At 68.4% G+C, this 13684-nt stretch carries 14 protein-coding genes; 7 read left to right on the plus strand and 7 right to left on the minus strand.

Annotation, left to right across the window (positions count from 1 at the left end; all coding sequences use genetic code 11):
- Window positions 1-44 precede the first annotated feature (44 nt).
- Window positions 45-1163: a phosphoserine transaminase gene (serC, locus tag ACYUED_RS19130; protein WP_491293493.1), complete on the plus strand. Its 1119-nt coding sequence runs from the start codon at window positions 45-47 to the stop codon at window positions 1161-1163.
- Between the two features lie 92 nt (window positions 1164-1255).
- On the plus strand, window positions 1256-1738 hold the full coding sequence (locus tag ACYUED_RS19135; protein WP_491293494.1) for a hypothetical protein: 483 nt from the start codon (window positions 1256-1258) through the stop codon (window positions 1736-1738).
- Window positions 1739-1809: 71 nt separating this feature from the next.
- Here ACYUED_RS19135 and ACYUED_RS19140 read toward each other — a convergent pair whose 3' ends face one another.
- Window positions 1810-3324 (minus strand): cellulase family glycosylhydrolase, encoded by a 1515-nt coding sequence (locus ACYUED_RS19140; protein ID WP_491293495.1) that lies wholly within the window; start codon window positions 3322-3324, stop codon window positions 1810-1812.
- A gap of 231 nt (window positions 3325-3555) precedes the next feature.
- Window positions 3556-4563, minus strand: a complete 1008-nt coding sequence (locus tag ACYUED_RS19145) for a WD40 repeat domain-containing protein (protein WP_491293496.1) — start codon at window positions 4561-4563, stop codon at window positions 3556-3558.
- A gap of 118 nt (window positions 4564-4681) precedes the next feature.
- On the opposite strand from ACYUED_RS19145, the gene ACYUED_RS19150 reads away from it, so the two are divergent.
- A complete protein-coding gene (locus ACYUED_RS19150; RefSeq protein WP_491293497.1) occupies window positions 4682-5356 on the plus strand; it encodes an SGNH/GDSL hydrolase family protein in 675 nt (224 codons plus the stop codon).
- Here ACYUED_RS19150 and ACYUED_RS19155 read toward each other — a convergent pair.
- Entirely contained in the window at window positions 5344-6096 is a 753-nt protein-coding gene (locus ACYUED_RS19155) for an aminoglycoside adenylyltransferase family protein (RefSeq protein ID WP_491293499.1), read from the minus strand. The genes ACYUED_RS19150 and ACYUED_RS19155 overlap by 13 nt on opposite strands.
- A gap of 89 nt (window positions 6097-6185) precedes the next feature.
- On the opposite strand from ACYUED_RS19155, the gene ACYUED_RS19160 reads away from it, so the two are divergent.
- Window positions 6186-6779, plus strand: a complete 594-nt coding sequence (locus ACYUED_RS19160; protein WP_491293500.1) for a Uma2 family endonuclease — start codon at window positions 6186-6188, stop codon at window positions 6777-6779.
- Between the two features lie 10 nt (window positions 6780-6789).
- Here the strand turns inward: ACYUED_RS19160 and ACYUED_RS19165 are convergent, their stop codons facing one another.
- Window positions 6790-8430, minus strand: a complete 1641-nt coding sequence (locus tag ACYUED_RS19165) for an amidase (protein WP_491293501.1) — start codon at window positions 8428-8430, stop codon at window positions 6790-6792.
- 152 nt (window positions 8431-8582) lie between these two features.
- Between ACYUED_RS19165 and ACYUED_RS19170 the strand changes: the two genes are divergently transcribed.
- Together ACYUED_RS19170 and ACYUED_RS19175 are read left to right on the plus strand one after the other, a co-directional pair.
- Window positions 8583-9236: a maltokinase N-terminal cap-like domain-containing protein gene (locus tag ACYUED_RS19170; protein WP_491293502.1), complete on the plus strand. Its 654-nt coding sequence runs from the start codon at window positions 8583-8585 to the stop codon at window positions 9234-9236.
- Window positions 9237-9548: 312 nt separating this feature from the next.
- Window positions 9549-9911 carry a hypothetical protein gene (locus ACYUED_RS19175; protein WP_491293503.1) on the plus strand — a complete coding sequence of 121 codons (363 nt, stop codon included), beginning with the start codon at window positions 9549-9551 and terminating at the stop codon, window positions 9909-9911.
- A 180-nt stretch (window positions 9912-10091) separates the two neighbouring features.
- On the opposite strand, the gene ACYUED_RS19180 is transcribed toward ACYUED_RS19175, so the two are convergent.
- Window positions 10092-10901, minus strand: a complete 810-nt coding sequence (locus ACYUED_RS19180) for a class I SAM-dependent methyltransferase (RefSeq protein ID WP_491293504.1) — start codon at window positions 10899-10901, stop codon at window positions 10092-10094.
- Between the two features lie 104 nt (window positions 10902-11005).
- Window positions 11006-12178, minus strand: a complete 1173-nt coding sequence (locus ACYUED_RS19185; protein WP_491293505.1) for an epoxide hydrolase family protein — start codon at window positions 12176-12178, stop codon at window positions 11006-11008.
- Window positions 12179-12282: 104 nt separating this feature from the next.
- Here ACYUED_RS19185 and ACYUED_RS19190 point away from each other — a divergent pair, with 104 nt between their 5' ends.
- Window positions 12283-12858, plus strand: coding sequence for a CGNR zinc finger domain-containing protein (locus ACYUED_RS19190; protein WP_491293506.1), 576 nt, complete (start codon window positions 12283-12285; stop codon window positions 12856-12858).
- 309 nt (window positions 12859-13167) lie between these two features.
- Here ACYUED_RS19190 and ACYUED_RS19195 read toward each other — a convergent pair whose 3' ends face one another.
- Complete coding sequence (locus ACYUED_RS19195) at window positions 13168-13605, minus strand: hypothetical protein (RefSeq protein WP_491293507.1); 438 nt, start codon at window positions 13603-13605, stop codon at window positions 13168-13170.
- Between the last annotated feature and the right edge of the window lie 79 nt (window positions 13606-13684).

Genomic DNA, 13684 nt, shown 5'->3' on the forward strand with positions numbered 1-13684 from the left:
GACGAGGTTTCACCCAGGTTTCCCCCAGCGGCTAACCTCACTGCGTGGCTGAGATCCAGATTCCCGCTGACATCAAGCCCGCCGACGGACGTTTCGGCGCGGGCCCCTCCAAGGTGCGGACGGAAGCGCTGGACGCGCTGGCCGCGACCGGCACCTCTCTCCTCGGCACGTCCCACCGCCAGGCTCCGGTCAAGAACCTGGTCGGCACGGTGCGCGAGGGCATCTCCGAGCTGTTCTCCCTGCCCGAGGGCTACGAGGTCGTCCTCGGCAACGGCGGCTCGACGGCGTTCTGGGACATCGCGACGCACGGGCTGATCGAGAACAAGTCGCAGCACCTGAACTTCGGCGAGTTCAGCTCGAAGTTCGCGAAGGCCGCCAAGCTGGCCCCCTGGCTGGCCGAGCCCACCGTGATCGCGAGCGACCCCGGCACCCACCCGGAGCCGGCGGCCGAGGCGGGCGTCGACGTCTACGCCTTCACGCACAACGAGACCTCGACCGGTGTCGCCATGCCGATCAAGCGCGTGGCCGGTGCCGACGAGGGCGCGCTGGTCCTGGTCGACGCCACCTCCGGCGCCGGCGGCCTCCCGGTCGACATCGCCGAGACCGACGTCTACTACTTCGCCCCGCAGAAATCCTTCGCCTCCGACGGCGGCCTGTGGATCGGCGTCTTCTCGCCGGCCGCGATCGAGCGTGCCGAGCGCGTCCACGCGAGCGGCCGCCACGTCCCCGAGTTCTTCTCGCTGCCGACGGCGATCGACAACTCCCGCAAGAACCAGACGTACAACACCCCGGCCCTCGCCACCCTCTTCCTGCTGAACGAGCAGCTGGAGTGGATCAACGGCCAGGGCGGACTGGACTGGTCGGTCCGCCGCACGGCGACCTCCTCGCGCACGCTCTACGGCTGGGCCGAGGACGTCAAGTACGCGAACCCGTTCGTCGCCGACCCGGCCAAGCGCTCCCAGGTCATCGGCACGATCGACTTCACCGACGAGGTCGACGCGGCCGCCGTCGCCAAGGTCCTGCGTGCCAACGGCATCGTCGACACCGAGCCCTACCGCAAGCTCGGCCGCAACCAGCTGCGCGTCGCGATGTTCCCGGCGATCGACCCGGAGGACATCGACGCACTGACGAAGTGCGTCGACTACGTGATCGAGAAGCTGTAACTCCACCTCCTCCTCGTCAAACCTCGCAGTTCCGCAGCTTGTTGCAGGGCCCTGTCGGTGACAGGGCCCTCACCAATGGGTACGGCCGTGGCATGAACAGACCGATACCAGGCACCGTGCAGGTCGCGGTGCGCCACATCCTCAGCGACAAAGTCACGGGCATCCTCACCCGTACCCGCCACATCACCTGGAAGGACAACCTCTTCCGGGTACGCCGTCCGCAGTCCGGCAAGCAGACCGTGGAACTGACCTGCCCCGTCTGCGACGCGTCGCTCCTGGCCGAGGTCCGCACCGAGGCCCGTACCCGCCGGACCGCCACCATCCTGCTGGTCCTGGCCGCCCTGAGCGTGATCGTCTTCTTCTTGGCGTTCGGTTACGCCATCCACGAGGGCGGCAAGACCCTGCCCGAGGGCCAGTCGCTGCCGGTCCTGTTCCCCGTCAGCGTCGTCTCGATCTTCGTCACGTTCGTCGCCGCACCCGTGCTCTTCCTCCAGGGCCGCCGCTACAACGGCGTCAGCATGCTCGACGCCCCCAAACCACGCCGGATCCACGGCATCATGCCGGTCCGCGGCTGAGCGTCCGACACGCGGCTGAGCATCTGATACGTCGACGAGGGCGCCCGGCGAGAGTGCCGGGCGCCCGCTGCTCACGCCGCCGTGCACGTCACGTTCGGTACACCTCCGCCCCCGGGCGCGCCCCCGAACCCGATGCTCGCCGAACCCCCCGCCGGCACACTCCCGTTGTGAGCGGCGTTCATGGCGGTGACCGTGGATCCGGTCTGCGTGTACGAGGCGTTCCACATGTTCGTCACTTGCTGGGAACCGCTCCAGGTCCAGGCCACCTTCCAGGAACTGATCGCGCTCGTCCCGGTGTTGGTCACCTTCACCTCGGCGTTGAATCCGCTCCCCCAGTCGCTGCTGACGGAATACGCGGCACTGCAGGCGGCCGTGCTCCCACCGCCGCCTCCGCCGCCGCCCCCGTCGCCCGTCCCGCCACTCGGAAAGAGCGGAGCCTTGATGCCCGCGAGGTATCCGTCCTTCACCGTGTCCACGGTCTGCCAGTCGTCCTTCAGGATCCCGCCCGTGTCACCGGAGTTGGGGTTCCACGACCAGAAGGTCCACGAGATGCTGTCCGCCCCGTACGTCGACGTCGGCCGCAGGTAACCCGCCAGCGCCGTAAGCCACTTCTGGTCCGTCGTCGAGGCGAGCGTCGTACCGAACTCGCCCACCCACACGGGCGCGATGTTCTGCTTGAAGATGTAGCCCCAGTACTTGTCCCAGACGCCCGGCATGTTGCCGGGGAACGCCGGGTCGCTGAACCAGGGCTGCTGAGCGACGCTGGTCGCGTAGTCGTGGGCGGAGTACACGACCCGGTTCGGGAGATCCAGTTGCACCGGATACCGGGCCACCCCCATCAGGTTGCCGCCCCACCACCCCGACACGCCGTCGTACGTCTGCACGCCCTCGACGAAGATCAGCAGGTCGGGGTTGGCGGAGAGCACCGCGTTGCCGGCGCGCTGGGCCGCGAGCCGCCAGTCGGTCGCCGTGTCCCCGCAGCCCCAACAGGCCGGATCGTGGGGTTCGTTGTGCAGGTCGATGCCGATGACCGTGTCCTGGCCGCGGTAACGGGCCGCCAGGGCCTTGAGGTTGGTGATCCACGTCGACTCGGGGACGGCGGAGGTGTACCAGAGCGCCGACTGGCCGCCCGAGTCGGGACGGTGCCGGTCGAGGATGACCTTGAGGCCGTCCCTGCCCGCGTAACCCACGAGTTTGTCCATGACCTGGAGGGAGTTCAGCCCTTGCAGGTCCGCGTTCTTGCCGCTGCTGAAGTCGATGCTGTTGGGAACGGCGCCGGCCTTGAAGATGTCGTCGCTGTAGGGCAGTCGGATGGTGTTGTAGCCGAGCGACCTCATCTGGTCGATCATGCTCTTGTAGTCGCGGGACCACAGGCCGTGGACGACCTGGTTGGCGGTCTCGAACCCGAACCAGTTGATCCCGGCGATCCGGACCGGCTGCCCGGCGGCGTCGAGGATCTGACGGCCGCTGGTGTGCCAGTAACCGGCGCCCGGGTTCTCGGCCGCGTGGCTCGTCTGCGCACCGGCCAGCGGTAGCAGGAGCACCGCGGCAACGGCGCACAGCGCTCTTCGCAGGCTGCGGAACATGTCGCTGCTTCCTCTCGGGAGATCGGGAGGCGCGGGCCCGGAACGAGTGGGAGCGCTCCCACAACCCGGCACCTCCCATGGAAGCCGTGCCGCATGAACACGTCAATACAAAGAACAATGGACATCCGAGGCTGAGCCTCTGGAACGCGGGGCGGCTGCGGACCAGTGCCCGCGAACGCCGCCCGTCGGGACACTGGTTGCCGTGCTGGTTGCCGTAACCAGTTACGGGCCCTAGTTGCGACGCAGCAGCCGCCGGAACCCGAACACCACCGCCGCCGCGACCGCCACGGCGAGGGCGCCCACCTTGAGGGTGCCGCCCGCGCCGCCGCCGTCCGAAGCACCCGAAGCACCCGAACCGCCTCTCTCCGACGGCGACTTGGAGCCACTGCCGCCGCCCGGCGGGTCCTCCGCCTGCACGGGGCTGTCGTTGCCCTCACTGCCGTACATGAGCTTCGAACCGTCGGCGGAGTAGCTGACGGACTCGCCCTGACCCTGCAGGGGCACGTCCAGCCGGCCCTTGCGCTTGATCTTCCCGCCGTTCCAGTCGTAGTAGATCCCGCCGAAGTAGCCGCGGACGGCGAGCTGTTCGCCGTTCGGGGAGATGGCGGCGTCGGTGGCCCAGAGGTCGACGGCGGCGACGGGCCTGAAGATGTTGGTCCCGGAGGCGGAGAGCTTGGCCGGGCCCTCGTACAGGTGCCCGCCGTCCTCGTTCTTGTCGATGATGTACGGGCGCCCGGTCTTCGGATCGACGACGAGCGACTCGGCGTTGCGGGCCCCGTCCGCGTACTTGACGATGTACTGCCTGGCCCGGACCGTCTGGTCGACCAGCTTCTTCGGCTCGGGCAGCTGGTAGATCCAGACGTACGGCCACTTGCCGCCGAGGTTGTCGCCGATGTCGCCGGCGTAGATCTGGTGGTCGGGGCCGATGGAGATGGCCTCGACGTCACGCGGCGCACCGATGCCGCTGAGGGTGATGCGGGCGACCGTCCTGCCCGTGCCGCTGTCGACGGCGTAGATGTACGGCCCGTCGTCACTGTCGTTGTGGGTCCAGTAGATGCCGGGGTGGAGGTGGGAGGCGGCGAGTCCGCTGGACTCGGTGATGCGCGGGTCCTTGATCGTGAACCCCTGGTCACCCTTGCCGTCACCGTCGGAGGCGGAGGCAGGCGCGGCGGTGGAGACGGGCAGGGCGAAGGCGCCCACGAGCAGGACCCCGGCAAGGACAGCGAACGGTCGGCGCATGACCCCAAGCCTGCCATCCCCGCCCCCCGTTCGACGGCGGGGCGCAGGGAGGGGCGCGTGGCAGGCCTCACATCCCACCCGTCCCTTTGATCCCTCGCCGATCGTCCATCATGAGCGGATGCTCAGGTTCATGCCGGTCGGCGACTCCATGACGATCGGAAGCGCGGGAGAACACACCTGGCGTTACCGGATGTGGCGGCATCTGCGCGACACGTACGACGGCCCGTTCGCCCTCGTCGGCCCGCGCGAGACGCTGCACGACAAGGCGGCGGACGCGCCCACGTCGCACGAGTACGCCGATCCCGACTTCCCGCGTGCCCACCTGGCCGGCTGGGGCGAGGGCTGGCAGCACATGGTTCCGCTGATCGGCGAGGCGGTGCGCTCCTCGCGCGCGGACGTCCTCCTCATCTCGCTGGGCCTGATCGACCTGGGCTTCTACACCAACGCGGAACAGACGGCGCAGAACGTGCGCCGGTTCGTCGAGGAGGCGCGGGCGGCCCGGCCCCGCGTACGCATGGTCATGCTGCCGGTGATCCCGAACGTCCGCGCAGCCGACGACGCCCCCTTCGGCGCCCAGGTGACCCTCTTCAACGAACTGCTGGGCAAGGTGGTCGCCGACCTGGACGAGCCCCGCTCGCCCCTCCTCCTGGCCTCACCCCCACCGTCGTACGACATCAGCCTCGACACGTACGACGGCACGCACCCGAACGCGAGCGGCGAGCACAAGATCGCGGCGGTGTTCGCGGACGCGATGCACCAGGCGTGGGACGTGGGCGGGCCCTACGAGGCCTGAGCCTCCTCGATGGCCCGGACGAGGAAGTCGGCACAGAGGCGGACCCCGGGCAGCAGATCGTCCCAGTGCTCCTGCTCCTCCCCGAGGTAGACGTCACGCGCGCGTGCCATCTGGGGCCGGTACTCGGCGGGCAGCCGTTCGAGCGCCCAGTCGGCGGCGGCGTCCTTGGAACGGATGTCGCCCGTGGCGAGAGTGGTCCAGACGCGGGCGAGGGTGAGCAGGACGTTGCGGGTGTCGGAGGCCAGGTCCGCCATCAGGTGCGGGACGCCTTCGGCTACGGCGCGACGGAGGTCGGCGGGCGGGACGGGGTCGAGGAGTTCGGAGGGCCGGGGTCCGTAGAGGGTGGTGTCCCCGAGCAGGGTCATGGTCAGCAGCGGGGCGAGATCGGGCATGGGCTCGGGCCCGGGGACGAACCCGCGCTCGTAGTCGTCCCGGATCCATTCCCCGTAGAGGAACTCGCAGTTGGGCGGGTAGCGCCAGGGCCGGACCTCGTCCTGTACGACGACGATGAGCTCCACAGGGCGGTTGCGGCCGCCGGACACCTTCATCAACTCGCCCACGAGTGCCCGGCGTTCGTCCTCAGTCGTGTGCCGGCGTACGACGACCAGGACATCGAGGTCGCTGTGCGGACGCAGGCCTCCCAGGACGGCTGAGCCGTGGAGGTGGATGCCGAGCACGTTGCCTTCGCCAAGGACGGCTCGGGCGAGGTCGGCGAGGTGTTCCGCGTCGTGAACCGGCATGGTTTCCCTTCGCGTGACTTGGTCACCGTGCGTATCGTTGTACTGCGCGGCTGTGCTCGTCCATGGGGCAGCCGGGGAGGAGCGCCACAATGACCGTCCTGGAAGACAGGATCGAGATGGCCGACGCCGACGCCAACACCAAGCGCTTGGACGAGTGGTTCGAGCGCCTTGAGCGTATGCCCGTCCCCGAAGGATTCAGGGCCGAGATCGTCGGGGGCAACGTCCACATGACACCGCAGCGGGACACCCACTGGGAAATCATCCGCCGCATCGTACGAGTCATCGAGGACAGGTTCGGGATGGACGTCACGGTCTTCTCGGACGTCCGCATGGACTTCCCGGGCCACGAGAACGGCTTCTGCCCGGACGTGATCAAGTTGCGCGACTCCGCGGAGAAGGACGACGAAGGCCGCTGGCGCTACGAGGACGCCGAATTCGTCGCCGAGGTCATCTCCAAGGGCACGGCCGCAAACGACTACGGCCCGAAGAAGACCGCGTACGCCATCGCCGAGGTCCCCGTCTACGTCATCGCCGATCCCTACCAGGGGCGGTGCTACGTCCACACCGACCCCAAGGACGGTGACTACGCCACAAGGACGAGAGTTGAATTCGGCACCGACATCGACCTGACCGGCACCGTCGTCGACCTCACCCTCAAGACCGACGACTTCCCCCGCGACTGACACCGCCCCCTCAGAACCCCACGTCGGCGGCCCGATACGTCGGCGGTCGCCGTACCCCGCTCGCCCGCTCGTACGCGTACGCCAGCCGCAGCAGCGTCGGCTCGCTCCACGCCGTGCCCATGAAGGTCAGGCCGACCGGCAGGCCGAAGGCGAAGCCCGCGGGGACGCTGATCGCGGGGTAGCCGGCGAGTGCGGCGGGCGTGGAGGAGCCGCCGCCGTAGCTGTCCCCGCGGATCAGGTCGATCTTGGCCGGGGGGCCGGAGGTCGGCATCACCAGGGCGTCCAGCCGGTGCCGGCGCAGCACCGCGTCGATGCCCTCGGCGCGCGACAGCCGGTGGTTGGTGGCCAGCGCCTCGCGGTACTCACGCTCGGTGAAGTCCAGCCGCCGCACCGCCTCCAGCCCGTCCTGGCGGACGTAGCGCAGCTCGCGGTCGGCGTGCGCGCGGTTGAAGGCGATGAGCTCCGCGAGGCTCCGCGGATGATCACCGGGGGCGGCGGCCAGATAGGCGTTCAGCGCCTGTTTGAACTCGTAGGCCTGGACGACCATCGAGCTGGGCAGGTCCTCCAGCCGTTCGGCGGTCGGGATGTCGGCCGGGTCGACGACGGTCGCACCGGCCTTGCGGAGCAGGTCGATCGCCCGTTCCGCGATCGTGTCGGCGTGATCGCTGTAACCGAAGTAGACGGTGCGCGGCACCCCGATACGTGCGCCGCGCAGCCCGTCGGCGTCGAGGAAGCGGGTGTAGTCGCGGTGGAAGTGGCCACGGCTCGCCCCGGTCGCCGGATCACGCCGGTCGATTCCCACGAGCGTGCCGAGCAGGATCGCGGCGTCGCGGACCGTGCGCGCCAGCGGGCCGACGCTGTCCTGGCTCGGCACACCGGGGATCACGCCGCCGCGCCCGACGAGTCCGACGGTCGGTTTGAGGCCGACGACACAGTTCGCCGAGGCCGGGTCGATGATCGAGCCGTTCGTCTCGGTACCGATCCCGGCGACGCACAGGTTGGCGGCGACGGCGGCCCCGGTTCCCGAGCTGGACTCGTTCGGCGACCGGTCCAGCTTGTACGGGTTACGGGTCTGACCGCCCCGCGCGCTCCACCCGGCGTGGTGCGTGAGCGACATGCCGCCCGCCCACTCGCTCAGGTTGGTCTTGCCGAGGATGACCGCACCCGCGGCGCGCAGCCGGGCGGCGACCGTGGCGTCGGCGGCCGGCCGAAGGCCCTCCAGGGCGAGCGATCCGGCCGTTGTGTGCATCCGGTCCGCGGTCTCCACCAGGTCCTTCAGCAGAACGGGCATGCCGTGCAGCGGCCCCCGCGGGCGCCGCTCGGAGTCCAGCCCCCGGGCCTCGCGCAAGGCGTCCGGGTTGACCTCGATCACCGAGTGCAGGAGCGGGTCGATCCGCTCGATCCGGTCCAGGTAGTAGCGGGTGAGGCGTACGGCGTCGAACTGTCCGCCGTCCATGCGTCTGCGCAGCTCCGAGATGCCGAGCTCGTCGAGTTCTCCGGGGGCGACGGCATGCTTGCGGGCCTGGGCCTCGGCCGGGGCCGCTCCGACCCAGGGCGTGGCAGCCGCCGCGGTGCCGAGCGCGAGCACGCCCCGGCGGGTGGCACGCCCCCGCTCCTCGCCCTCCGTCTCCATGCCTTTCATGGCTTTCATGGCTTTCATGTACGTCGACGCTATAGATGCCGTCGGCGTAACTCGCCCCGGCTGACCCCCTGTTCCGCACGGGCGGCACCCCCCGCTCGGCACCGGGGGACAGCCCGAAATCGCCCGGCGCCGGCACGAGTCGGGTGACAGAATCCGTTCACATGGCGCTCATTCACCACACCACGCTCAAGCCGACCAAGCTGGAACTGCTCAGCACCTGGCTGCCCACCCGCACCTGGTACCAAGGCGGCTCGGGCGCACCGGAGTTGACCAAGGCAGGCGGCTTCCGGCTGGACGACCCGGAGGGCGAGGTCGGCATCGAGTTCATGGTCGCCACCGACATCTCGGGCGCCGCCCCGGTCGCCTACCTGGTGCCGCTCACCTACCGCGCGGCTCCGCTCGACGGTGCGGAGCACGCCCTCGTCGGCACCATGGAGCACGGTGTGCTGGGGAAGCGCTGGGCCTACGACGGCTGCCACGACCCGGTGCTGCTCGCACAGCTCCTGGCCCTGATCGGGGGCCGGGCCCAGGCGCAGGCCCAGAGCCTCACCGACACCCCCGACCACGAGGTCACCCGCTCCTGCACCGGTGACTCCCCCGCCCTCGAAAGCCCCCTCTCCACGGCCACGGACACCGCCGATGCCTCCGAACTCCGCGTGGCGCACGGCAAGTTGCTGCGCCTGCATCGCGTCCTTCGCCCCGCACCGCTCCCGCCGGAGGGAGTGCTCGGCCATGTCACCGGCGCGTGGCAGGCGGCGGACGACACCCGCGTCCGGGCTGTGTTCGTCACCCTGCACGCCAGTTCTGCGAGCTGAGGGACAACACCCCACACCCACAGTGCCGCCCCTGGTTTTCTCGACGGGATCCGACACCACTCGTCGCTCAGGACCCATGCCCGCTGCCCATGAAGTCAGCCGCGTTCGTCGGCCACTTGAGCCTGTCGTCCAGGCCCCCGTCCGGGTCGGAGCCGGCTCGACGGGACAGGCGAGAAGCGACTACGGGCGGCATGCGCCCACCCCTACTGCGGACCTTCGACAGCGCCCGCTACCGTTCCCGTCAAGGACACACGTACCACGGGGGCGACAGTGAACAGCGCTAGTGACGAGACGTCAGCAGTAGCCGGAACAGTGGGCACGCTGCCCGCTGTCGTAAAAGCCGGGGCAACCATCGCCCTGCTCGCTGCGCTGGCAGCGATAGCTCTTGCGCTCATACCGGTGTCGGCGAGCATCCGGGGCCTGGACTCCTACGATCCCGACGGCACCGAGGAAGTCACCTGCGGATCAGTCCTGATGCCCTCGGGGGACGACGCCCTGGCCGACAACGGGAGAGCCGCACCAGGATGCGGCTCCGCTCGGGTTCAGCGTGCAGGATGGGCCGGCGTAACCCTTGGCGGCTCCGTCGTCATTCTCGTCTTCTCGCTGCTCATGGGAGACGGCATGTCCGGTGGCGCCAACGCCCAATTGCCGGAGGCGCGGCGTTCGACCGAGTAGCGGCGGCTCGGTTGGCTGACAAACTCGGCTGACTTCACTGACAACGGACATCAGGGCCGAGGACGCCTCGTTTGGCCGTGGGGCGATGCCTGTGAGTATTGGCAACACCTGAGGGCCTGTGGTGGAGCATCGAGGTGCTCCACCGGATGAGCAGGGCGATACACGGTGCCTGCGGGGCTGTCAGCCTGCCAGCCGAGCTTTCCAGATCTCCTCGCTGGGCCATTGCCGGGCCCAGTCGGCGGAAACTTCTGGGTAGTCCCGCGCAGGCTGGGGTGCCTGAATCTCCATCAGATCCTCAACGACGAAGTCGCAGGCCCGCAGCAGACGGAGCATCTCACCGTGCGGCAGGACGAACTCCACGCGATTCTCCCAGTCCAGCCGCGTCAGGCCGAATTGCCCGCGGGACAGAGTGGTGGATGCCGGTCCCTCGGATGGTACGCACAGCGCGAACAGCGGTGAGTAGCGCGAGAACACCAGCCGGCCTCCAGGAACGAGAAGCCGGGCTGCCTCCGGGATCCACTGATAGGGGTCGCACCACAGCGAGGCACCGTAGTCGCTGATCGCCAGGCCGAACGTGTTGTCCTCGTAGGGCACCTTCTCGGCATTGCCCAGGACAAGGGGGAAGTCGATACCGAACTCCGCCTGCATCGCGCGAGCAGTGGCGAGCTGCTTCTCCGAGAGGTCGATCCCGACCGGGTGGGCTCCCGCTCTGGCCAGCCAAGCGGAAACGTAGGCAGTACCGCAGCCCAACTCAATGGTGCGCATCCCGTCGATGCCGTCGGGAAACACGGAAGCCTGCGACTCGGGGGTCCCCCACAATCCCCAGGACGGTTCCACCTGCGCCCAATGATCACGGGCGAGCGGCCCGTGCCACGCAGCCGCCTCGTCATCCCAAAAGCGTCGGTTCTGCTCCACATGCTCCGCCGGACCGTCATGTGTCATGGAGGCATTCGACCAAAGACGCTGCTGTTCCGGCAACGGAATTCCCACGGCGCCGGACTCCCTCAGGACGCGCGGGGTGTTGGCGGGTCGCCGTCGGGCGACACCTTGAGCCGGATCAGGCGCTGATCGAGTGCCGGGGCGCCGAGCCGCGTTCACCGAACAGCGGCCAGCACTGCCGCGAGGCCCTCCTGCAGATCTTTGACGAAATACTCGGGAACCTCCAGCGACGGGAAATGACCCCCGATTTCAGGCGACCCCCATCGGACGATTTTCCGGTACCGCTCCTGCGCCCAGCGGCGCGGACACTTCTCGATGTCGCGGGGATACATGCTGATGGCCGACGGAACGTCAACCCGAAGTTCGGGGTCCAGCGAGTTGTGGCTTTCGTAGTAAATGCGGGCCGACGATGCGCCCGTCCGCGTCAGCCAATACAGAGTGACGTCGTCAAGAACGCTGTCTCGGGAAATCCTCTCGAACGGGCTGTCTTCGGTGTCTGACCACTCGGCGAACTTGTCAAGAATCCAGGCAAGAAGCCCGACCGGTGAGTCGACGAGCGAGTAGCCGATGGTCTGCGGTCGGGTCGCCTGCTGCTTCGCGTACGCCGCGCGGTGGCGCCAGAAATCGCGGGTCTCCTCGGTCCACTTGCGCTCGACCGCCGTCAGCCCGTCCGTCGTCAGCCCGGGCGGCGCCTCCGCGAACGTTGTGTGGATGCCGAGAACGTGTGCCGGGAACCTGCCGCCGAGGACCGTGGTGATATTGCCTCCCCAGTCGCCGCCGTGGGCTACGAACTTGCTGTAGCCGAGCCTTCCCATCAGTTCCACCCATGCGGCCGCGATCTTTTCGGTTCCCCACCCGGTGATGGCCGGCTTGTCGCTGTGACCAAAGCCCGGTAGCGACGGGACCACGACGTGGAACGCCGGCGCGTCCGCGTCCTTCGGATCTGCCAGCTCGTCGACTACACCGGTGAACTCGGCAATGCTGCCCGGCCAGCCGTGCGTCAAGATCAGAGGAGTGGCATCTGCGCGCGCGGATCGGCGGTGCAGGAAGTGGATTCCCAGATCATCGATGGTCGTGCGGAACTGGCCGATCCGGTTGAGGCGCTCTTCGAACGACCGCCAGTTGTATCCGGTGCGCCAGTAGTTCACGACATCGACGAGGTCGGCGAGAGGAACGCCCTGCTCCCATCGGCGAGGGCCGGGCGCGGCGCGAGAGACCGTCTCGGCCTCCGGCAGTCGCGCCGCGGCCAGTCGCGCGCGCAGATCGTCGAGGTCGGCGTCAGTTGCGTGGGCTTCAAATGCTTGCACGTCGCTGGTCGGACGGGACATGAGACCTCCTGGCCGTCGTGGAACCGGCTACGAACCTGACGCGAACCGGCTAAGACGGTTCTAGCAGTACTCCTTGCCGCGCCGCAACCAGCTAAGGTGGTTCCATGCGTGCTGGATTTCCTGACTTCCGCCTCGGTAACGTGCTGGCGACCAGCTTCACGGGGACTCTGTCGGAGCGTCATGGCGAAGCCGTGGAGCGCATTCCCACGCCGCAGCGACTCATCGACTGGCTGGCAGTGAACGGCCTCGCCGTGGACTCCTGCACCCCTGCCCAGCTCGACCTCGCTCGGGAACTGAGGGAGTCGATTCACGCCGCCGCGACAGCGGCCGCGATCCAGGACGCTCTCCCTGCGTCCGCTGTCGAGGTCATCAATGACTGCAGCGCCCAGGGTCGGGCCGCGGCCATCCTGACGCCCGAGGGTCAGCGGAGATGGCGGCTCAGCTCGGCTTCCTGCGTGGAAGATGCCCTCAGCGTGATCGCCGCCGACGCGATCAGCATCATCGCGGGCGAACGAGACGGAAAACTGGCCTTGTGCGCATCACCGACCTGCCAAGCCGCCTTCTTCGACACCAGCCAGAGCCGCACCCGCAAATGGTGCGACATGAACACGTGTGGGAATCGTCAGAAGAAAGCGCGCTTCAATGCCAACCAGCGCAAAAACCCCGCATCAGCGAAGTGATCGTCACCTCGGTGCATTCAAGTGGGCCCACGCCTGCGATACATCTGTCGCAGGGGCGCACGGGTGCAGCCCAACGGCACCACTCTAAGAGCCCTCCGTCGCCTTCGATCAACGTCCTCAATCAGCACGTCTACGTTTACTGATCGGCGACGTTCATCGACTCTTCGCAGTCGGAGGTGTTGGCGGGGAGGCATGGAGGTATTCCAGGATGGAAGTTCCCACACCGCCCGTCCGAAAGACCTCGACCCGCGCAGACGCAGGGTGACGCTCAAGGCACAGCTCAACCGACCTGTCGAGAGGCGCGGCAGCCTACGGCCTGGGTGGCACCAGCGGGCACGGCCGACTGACTCGCCCCACCACCTCCGCCAACAAATCCCCCGCCACGAACAGCACCCGTTCCGACGGTACCGACCGCCATCCCAACGGCCAGGTCTGCCCACTCAGCGCCGGTACGCCCACGTACGCCTGCGTGCCGTCACCGCGCGTCAACGCCCTTACGCCTGGCGGCCATCGGAAACCGGACGCGGTTTGCGGAGGCAACAGGAAGTACAGGTACCGCTCACCGGTGAACTCCCGGACGATCGGCCCGGCGTCGAAGTCCGTGCACAACACCAGATCGGCGGCGACACGTTCACCCAGCTCGCCCTTGATACGGATGGCGTCGAAGTGGATGCCGGCGTGCCGAAGGGCGTGACCGGAGGCGGGGATCCAGACGGGGATCCAGGGGGCGGCGATTCTCTCGTTCATGCCGCTAATGCAACAGGGTGCTTACATACTGTGACCAGACATACGCAACGTCCGTGCGCGGCTGTGCACTTGGGGAGGC

The sequence above is a fragment of the Streptomyces sp. DF42 genome (genome assembly GCF_058267695.1).

What these genes read in the sequence shown, in the direction of transcription:
- ACYUED_RS19135 (WP_491293494.1), top strand. Translation starts at nt 1,256, where the DNA reads ATGAACAGACCGATACCAGGCACCGTGCAGGTCGCGGTGCGCCACATC.
- ACYUED_RS19140 (WP_491293495.1), bottom strand. Translation starts at nt 3,324, where the DNA reads ATGTTCCGCAGCCTGCGAAGAGCGCTGTGCGCCGTTGCCGCGGTGCTC.
- ACYUED_RS19145 (WP_491293496.1), bottom strand. Translation starts at nt 4,563, where the DNA reads ATGCGCCGACCGTTCGCTGTCCTTGCCGGGGTCCTGCTCGTGGGCGCC.
- ACYUED_RS19150 (WP_491293497.1), top strand. Translation starts at nt 4,682, where the DNA reads ATGCTCAGGTTCATGCCGGTCGGCGACTCCATGACGATCGGAAGCGCG.
- ACYUED_RS19155 (WP_491293499.1), bottom strand. Translation starts at nt 6,096, where the DNA reads ATGCCGGTTCACGACGCGGAACACCTCGCCGACCTCGCCCGAGCCGTC.
- ACYUED_RS19160 (WP_491293500.1), top strand. Translation starts at nt 6,186, where the DNA reads ATGACCGTCCTGGAAGACAGGATCGAGATGGCCGACGCCGACGCCAAC.
- ACYUED_RS19165 (WP_491293501.1), bottom strand. Translation starts at nt 8,430, where the DNA reads ATGAAAGCCATGAAAGGCATGGAGACGGAGGGCGAGGAGCGGGGGCGT.
- ACYUED_RS19170 (WP_491293502.1), top strand. Translation starts at nt 8,583, where the DNA reads ATGGCGCTCATTCACCACACCACGCTCAAGCCGACCAAGCTGGAACTG.
- ACYUED_RS19185 (WP_491293505.1), bottom strand. Translation starts at nt 12,178, where the DNA reads ATGTCCCGTCCGACCAGCGACGTGCAAGCATTTGAAGCCCACGCAACT.
- ACYUED_RS19190 (WP_491293506.1), top strand. Translation starts at nt 12,283, where the DNA reads ATGCGTGCTGGATTTCCTGACTTCCGCCTCGGTAACGTGCTGGCGACC.
- ACYUED_RS19195 (WP_491293507.1), bottom strand. Translation starts at nt 13,605, where the DNA reads ATGAACGAGAGAATCGCCGCCCCCTGGATCCCCGTCTGGATCCCCGCC.